Source organism: Flavobacterium sp. (assembly GCF_043773265.1).
Classification (GTDB): domain Bacteria; phylum Bacteroidota; class Bacteroidia; order Flavobacteriales; family Flavobacteriaceae; genus Flavobacterium.
On the sequence record NZ_JAYVFH010000080.1, the window covers coordinates 1 to 5,092 of the forward strand.

5 protein-coding genes and 1 riboswitch are annotated in these 5,092 nt (G+C 28.4%); all 5 genes read right to left on the reverse strand.

Annotation, left to right across the window (positions count from 1 at the left end):
- Window positions 1-93: 93 nt before the first annotated feature.
- A riboswitch (TPP riboswitch) is annotated at window positions 94-197 on the reverse strand.
- A gap of 65 nt (window positions 198-262) precedes the next feature.
- Window positions 263-664, reverse strand: a complete 402-nt coding sequence (arfB, locus tag ACH2BO_RS04315) for an alternative ribosome rescue aminoacyl-tRNA hydrolase ArfB (protein WP_395043524.1) — start codon at window positions 662-664, stop codon at window positions 263-265.
- 68 nt (window positions 665-732) lie between these two features.
- Entirely contained in the window at window positions 733-2,841 is a 2,109-nt protein-coding gene (locus ACH2BO_RS04320; protein WP_395043525.1) for a DUF4301 family protein, read from the reverse strand.
- Window positions 2,805-3,425, reverse strand: a complete 621-nt coding sequence (gene pnuC / locus ACH2BO_RS04325) for a nicotinamide riboside transporter PnuC (RefSeq protein WP_395043526.1) — start codon at window positions 3,423-3,425, stop codon at window positions 2,805-2,807. The genes ACH2BO_RS04320 and pnuC overlap by 37 nt, the downstream gene beginning before the upstream one ends.
- Before the next feature lie 45 nt (window positions 3,426-3,470).
- Window positions 3,471-4,187: a geranylgeranylglyceryl/heptaprenylglyceryl phosphate synthase gene (locus tag ACH2BO_RS04330; protein WP_395043527.1), complete on the reverse strand. Its 717-nt coding sequence runs from the start codon at window positions 4,185-4,187 to the stop codon at window positions 3,471-3,473.
- A 50-nt stretch (window positions 4,188-4,237) separates the two neighbouring features.
- Window positions 4,238-4,882 (reverse strand): 4'-phosphopantetheinyl transferase family protein, encoded by a 645-nt coding sequence (locus ACH2BO_RS04335; RefSeq protein ID WP_395043528.1) that lies wholly within the window; start codon window positions 4,880-4,882, stop codon window positions 4,238-4,240.
- Window positions 4,883-5,092: the final 210 nt, after the last annotated feature.

Consider the following 5,092-nt stretch of genomic DNA (forward strand, 5'->3'; position numbering starts at 1 on the left):
AAAAAAAGTTACGAATAAAAAGAGGTAATTATTCTTTGTGATTAAAAAATTAATTAGTTGTTTCCTATGACATTATTATAGCATAAAAACTATAAATAAATTTGTCATTTTTCCCTTAGCAGCATTACCTGCTCAGGTTCATTGGGTATAATCTCAGCTTTTATTTTTTACAAATAATTGCACCCCTTTTTGAGACGAGGCAAAGATAGGAAAAGTATTAAGATTGTTGTATTAAGATTTTAGATTTTTATTTATCTTAATACTACAACTCAGGTTTTTTTCTATTTTGTTTAATTTCAGATGTTGTAGCTTTTTCTTTTAATCGTTTTTCAATTACAGATTTTGGAATTTTTGTGGCTTTTCTAGGTTTTGGAATTAGTAAAGATTTTTCTATAATTTCTAGAAAACGTTTGGTAACGATAGATTTATTTTTAAGTTGGCTTCTGTCTTCATCACAGTTTAAAATTAGAATTCCTTCTAATGTTAATTTTGATTTTAGCTTTTTTTGTGAGCGTTCTTTTTCTTCGTCAGAAAGTGAAAATGAATTTAATAAATCAAAAGTCAATACTACTTTAGACGAAACTTTATTCACGTTTTGTCCACCAGCACCAGAACTTCTTACTGCTTTGTAGTTTAACTCGGTTATGATTTTTTCTTTATCCATAATTTGCCACAAAGGCGCAAAGGCACTATGTTTTATTTGTAATTATTTCTTAATTTAGAGTATTATTTTTAATCTGGTGATTGATGTGCTGGTTTTAACAAATCGTTTACCGTTTTTACAGGATTGAATGTTATTAGTGGAACTTCTACAAAGATTGTTAGCCACTTTGCCATTGCGCCATTCCATAATCCTGGTAATTCATATGCTTTTAATGGGTTTCCGTTTTTGTTTTTGTAAACAATAAAACCTGTGTTTTTATCAACAAACTGAAGCAAATCAAATTTTTGATTTTTATGATTTTTTATTCCACAAACTAAATCTACTGGATTAAAATGGGTTGCGCTTTCTAGTATTTTTTCTTGATCTGTTTCTACCTGAGAAGCTTCTATAATTTGCAAAAAAACGTTTCCTTTATTGTCTCTTACCCAAAAAGGTCCGCCACCAGGTTCACCTTCGTTTTTCACCATTCCGCAAACTCTAATTGGTCTGTTTAAAACATTTTGCAAATATTCTACTTTGCTTTCTTTAGTATATTTAGAAAAATCTTCAATAACCGAAATGCTCAATTTAGAAGCTAAAAATGTTACAATTTCATCAAGTTTATCATTTGAAATTGAATCTTCTTCTAATAATTTTAAATAACCAAAAATGGTTTGTTGTACTTGAATTAAAATTCCTGCCAGTGTTTTTTTATATAATGCTACAACTTCAATATGGTTTTGAATTACATTATCAATGTTTTTTATAAAAACAATATCGGCATTTAGATTATTAAGATTTTCAATTAGAGCACCGTGTCCGCCGGGACGAAAAACTAATGTATTATTTTCATCTCTAAATGGATTTCCGTCTAAATCAACAGCTACTACATCTGTCGATTTGTCTTGATAGGAATATTTTATTCTGATTTCAATATTATTTTCTCTCTCAATTTTTATTTTAACTTTATTTATTATTTCTTCGAAATTTTCTTGATGTTCTTGAGAAACTGTAAAATGTAAATTTGCTTTTTTATTAGATGTGGCATAAAAAACACATTCGTTTAAATGTTCTTCAATTGCAGTTGCAGTATGAGTTTCATACTTATGAAATGGCAAAACTGCTTTTGGTTTATTTGCAAAATTATAGTGGTTTTGTGAAAGCATGGTTTTAATAAACCCAAAATCTTTTGTATCAATTCCCCAAGAATTATAATCAGAAAATGTTGATCTTGTTGTTTCTAAAACATCTTTATAAAAAGGAAATTTTTCTTTGGCAACAAGAAAAACCGGTAAGTTTTTATCTTTTTTTCTATTGATGTATGCGTTTATTGACTCTTCTCCGAGTTTAAAATCATTTAAAAATTCAGATAAAAATTTAAACATTCTACTTGCTGCACCAGATGCTGGAACAAATTTTTTGAGTTTTAAATTTATACTTTTCTCATCAAAATAATTGGAGTAATACTTTGCTTCATCTAGAGAAATTGGCATTATTCCATCATTAATTATTGCTGGTCTTTCTAGATTTATTTTTGGAATTCCGTTTCTTAGAATTTGGAATTGACTTTCTAATGTTTCTAGATTTATATTTCGATTATAAATTGCTACAAAATCGAAAGAATTTAATCCTAATTCTTTGGCCTTGATTAAATCTTGAACAATTTTTGTGGCTTTTTCAAATCTTTCATTAATACTTCCCGAAAGTTTTATGTAGGGTTTTTTATTTTCAATTAAAGCGTTTTCAAATAGTGCGAATGTGTTTTCTCTTTCTTCTGGTTTATCTCGCAAATCGTCTTTTTTCCAAGGAACATCGACGTCTGTTAGAAAAAATAAATCATATTTATGTTTTCTTGCTGCTTTATCAATAGTTGCATCGCATTTTCCGTAGTAGATTTCAGAAAACACTTTGGTTACCATTAAATTAGTATCGCAAAAAAGATATTTATTTGCAGAAGCAAGTGTTTCGTTTTCTAATTTTGTTTGACCAATAGCTATTGGAAGTAAATCTTCATAACGACAAATTTTCTTTTCATTATTCCATAATTCTTGTAAATAATTGCGTGCAAATTCTGGAATCCAAGTGGAATTGAATTCTTCTGCAAGCTGCTGTGCCAAAGTGGTTTTTCCAGTAGATTCTGGACCATACAAAGCAATCTTGATTATTTCTGATTGTAACTGTTTAAGATTTTCTTCCATTCTAAATAGCCAAAAATGGCAATTATTGTAAATAATACATATTGAATACTAGTAAAAGTATATCCTTTTGCGAAATATAAAGGAATTGAAATAACATTTCCTATAATCCAAAGTATCCAATTTTCAATTTTCCGTTTTGCCATTAGCCACATTGCTACAAAGAATACTCCTGTAATAAATGTATCAACATATGACATCCAAGTTGTAAATTTATCAAAAATAAGATAGATAACAATAACAAATAGTACAGTTGAGAAAAAAATTAAAACAGATTGCTTTTTTTCTTTATTTGAAATTACTGCTATTGGATATACAATTTCATTACCTTTTTTTCTTGTCCAAAGAAACCATCCATATATACTCATTATAAAATAATATCCATTAATCATCATGTCGCCTAATAATGACCATTTCCAAAGTAAAAAAACATAAATAGATGTGTTAATTAATCCTGTTGGAAATACCAAAATGTTGTCTTTCTTTGCAAACCAAACACTCAATAATCCAAAAACTACTGCTGTAATTTCTAAAACAATTTCATAAGTTGGATAGTTATTATATTGAGAAAAAAGGTATTCTAGCATTTATATTTTTTATTAGCACTTCGACAAGCTCAGTTTGACAATCGATTAAGAATTAAAAAAATTAGTGTCTTTTTCAAATGCAGTTCCAATTACAACTAAATCGGCACCTGATTTGAAGCAATTTTGAATTTCTTGTAGAGAACGAATTCCGCCACCAACTATTAATGGAATAGTTATATTTTGCGAAACCAAAGCAATCATTTGTTGAGGTACTGGCAATTTTGCACCACTTCCGGCTTCGAGATAAATTAATTTATTTCCTATGAATTCGCCTGCTTGTGCGGTTTGTAATGCGTAATTGTGGTTGTTTCTGTCTAATGGTTTAGTTTTACTTACTCTTTCAACAGAAGTTTCATTACCGCTTTCTATGAGGATATATCCTGTTGAAATAATTTCAAGATTAGTTTTTTTTAAAATTGGAACTGCATTCACTTGATGCTCAATTAAATAATCGGGGTTTCTACCTGATAGTAATGTTAGAAATAAAATTCCGTCAGCTTTGTTTGAAATTTGTGATGGATTTCCTGGAAATAATAGAAATGGTAAGTTAATTTTTGCTTTTAAATCTGTAATTAATTCATCTAAATGTGTTCCATCAAAAGAACTTCCTCCAACAAAAATATGTGTTGCTGGCGATTGGTTTATTTTTTGAATTAAATCTAAAAGGTTTTCTACTGCCAACTTATCTGGATCGAGAAGAATGGCTAAGAGTTTTTCACCTTTGGCTTTTGAATTTAGTATTTGATGATAAATGTTTTTCATAATTATTTAAACCTCAAAGGTTTTCAAAATCTTTGAGGTTTGCTTATAAGTTATTCTTCAAAGCAGCAAACAAAGATATAATCTTCTTCTGAATCAAATTGGATTTTGAAATTTTCTTCTTTGTTATTGAACTTTAATATTGCAGTTACTTTTTTATCTTCAAAAGAAAAATCGTCTTCAAAAATATGATTTGGAAAACTGATTCCTTTTTCGTTTTTGATTTTGAAAATACTTTCTTTGATTCCCCAAACAACAGTTGCTTTCTTGATTTTTTCTTCTTTGGATAAATTTTCTAAATGGGAAACATCCATAAATCGTGGTGCAATTAGCACTGTTTTTTCTTTTAATTGTTCTAAATCTAATCCTACTTTTTGATCACTAATTGCAATTGCCGAAAAATCATTGGAATGTGAAATTGACACTTCGACATGCTTAGTGTGACAGTTTTGTGGTTTAATATGTGGTTTTCCAAATTCATCATAATACAAATCAAAATCAGAATAATCATTGTGTTGCAACAACATTCTAACAGCCAAAAACCCTTTTTGATGACTTTGTGATTTCATTGTTTCTAATCGAGCTAAAGAGGAATCTTTTAGCTTAACTTGACTGAAAAGCACATCAAAATCTTCTGTAATCTTCCAAAGATACAGCTTAGTATTATTTGACAAATAGATGACTTTATGTAATGGCATTTAGTATTTTACTGTTTTTCAAAAGATTAAACAATTAAACATTTCACAAATTTTAAAAAAAATTATTAAATTAGAAACCTATGTTGTAATTTTGCACCAAATTATAAAAAACAAATATACATAATAGATGAGTACACAAACATTACCTTATGTAGCTTTTAAAGTGAAAGATATTTCGCTTGCAGCTTGGGGAAGAAAAGAAATTGAATT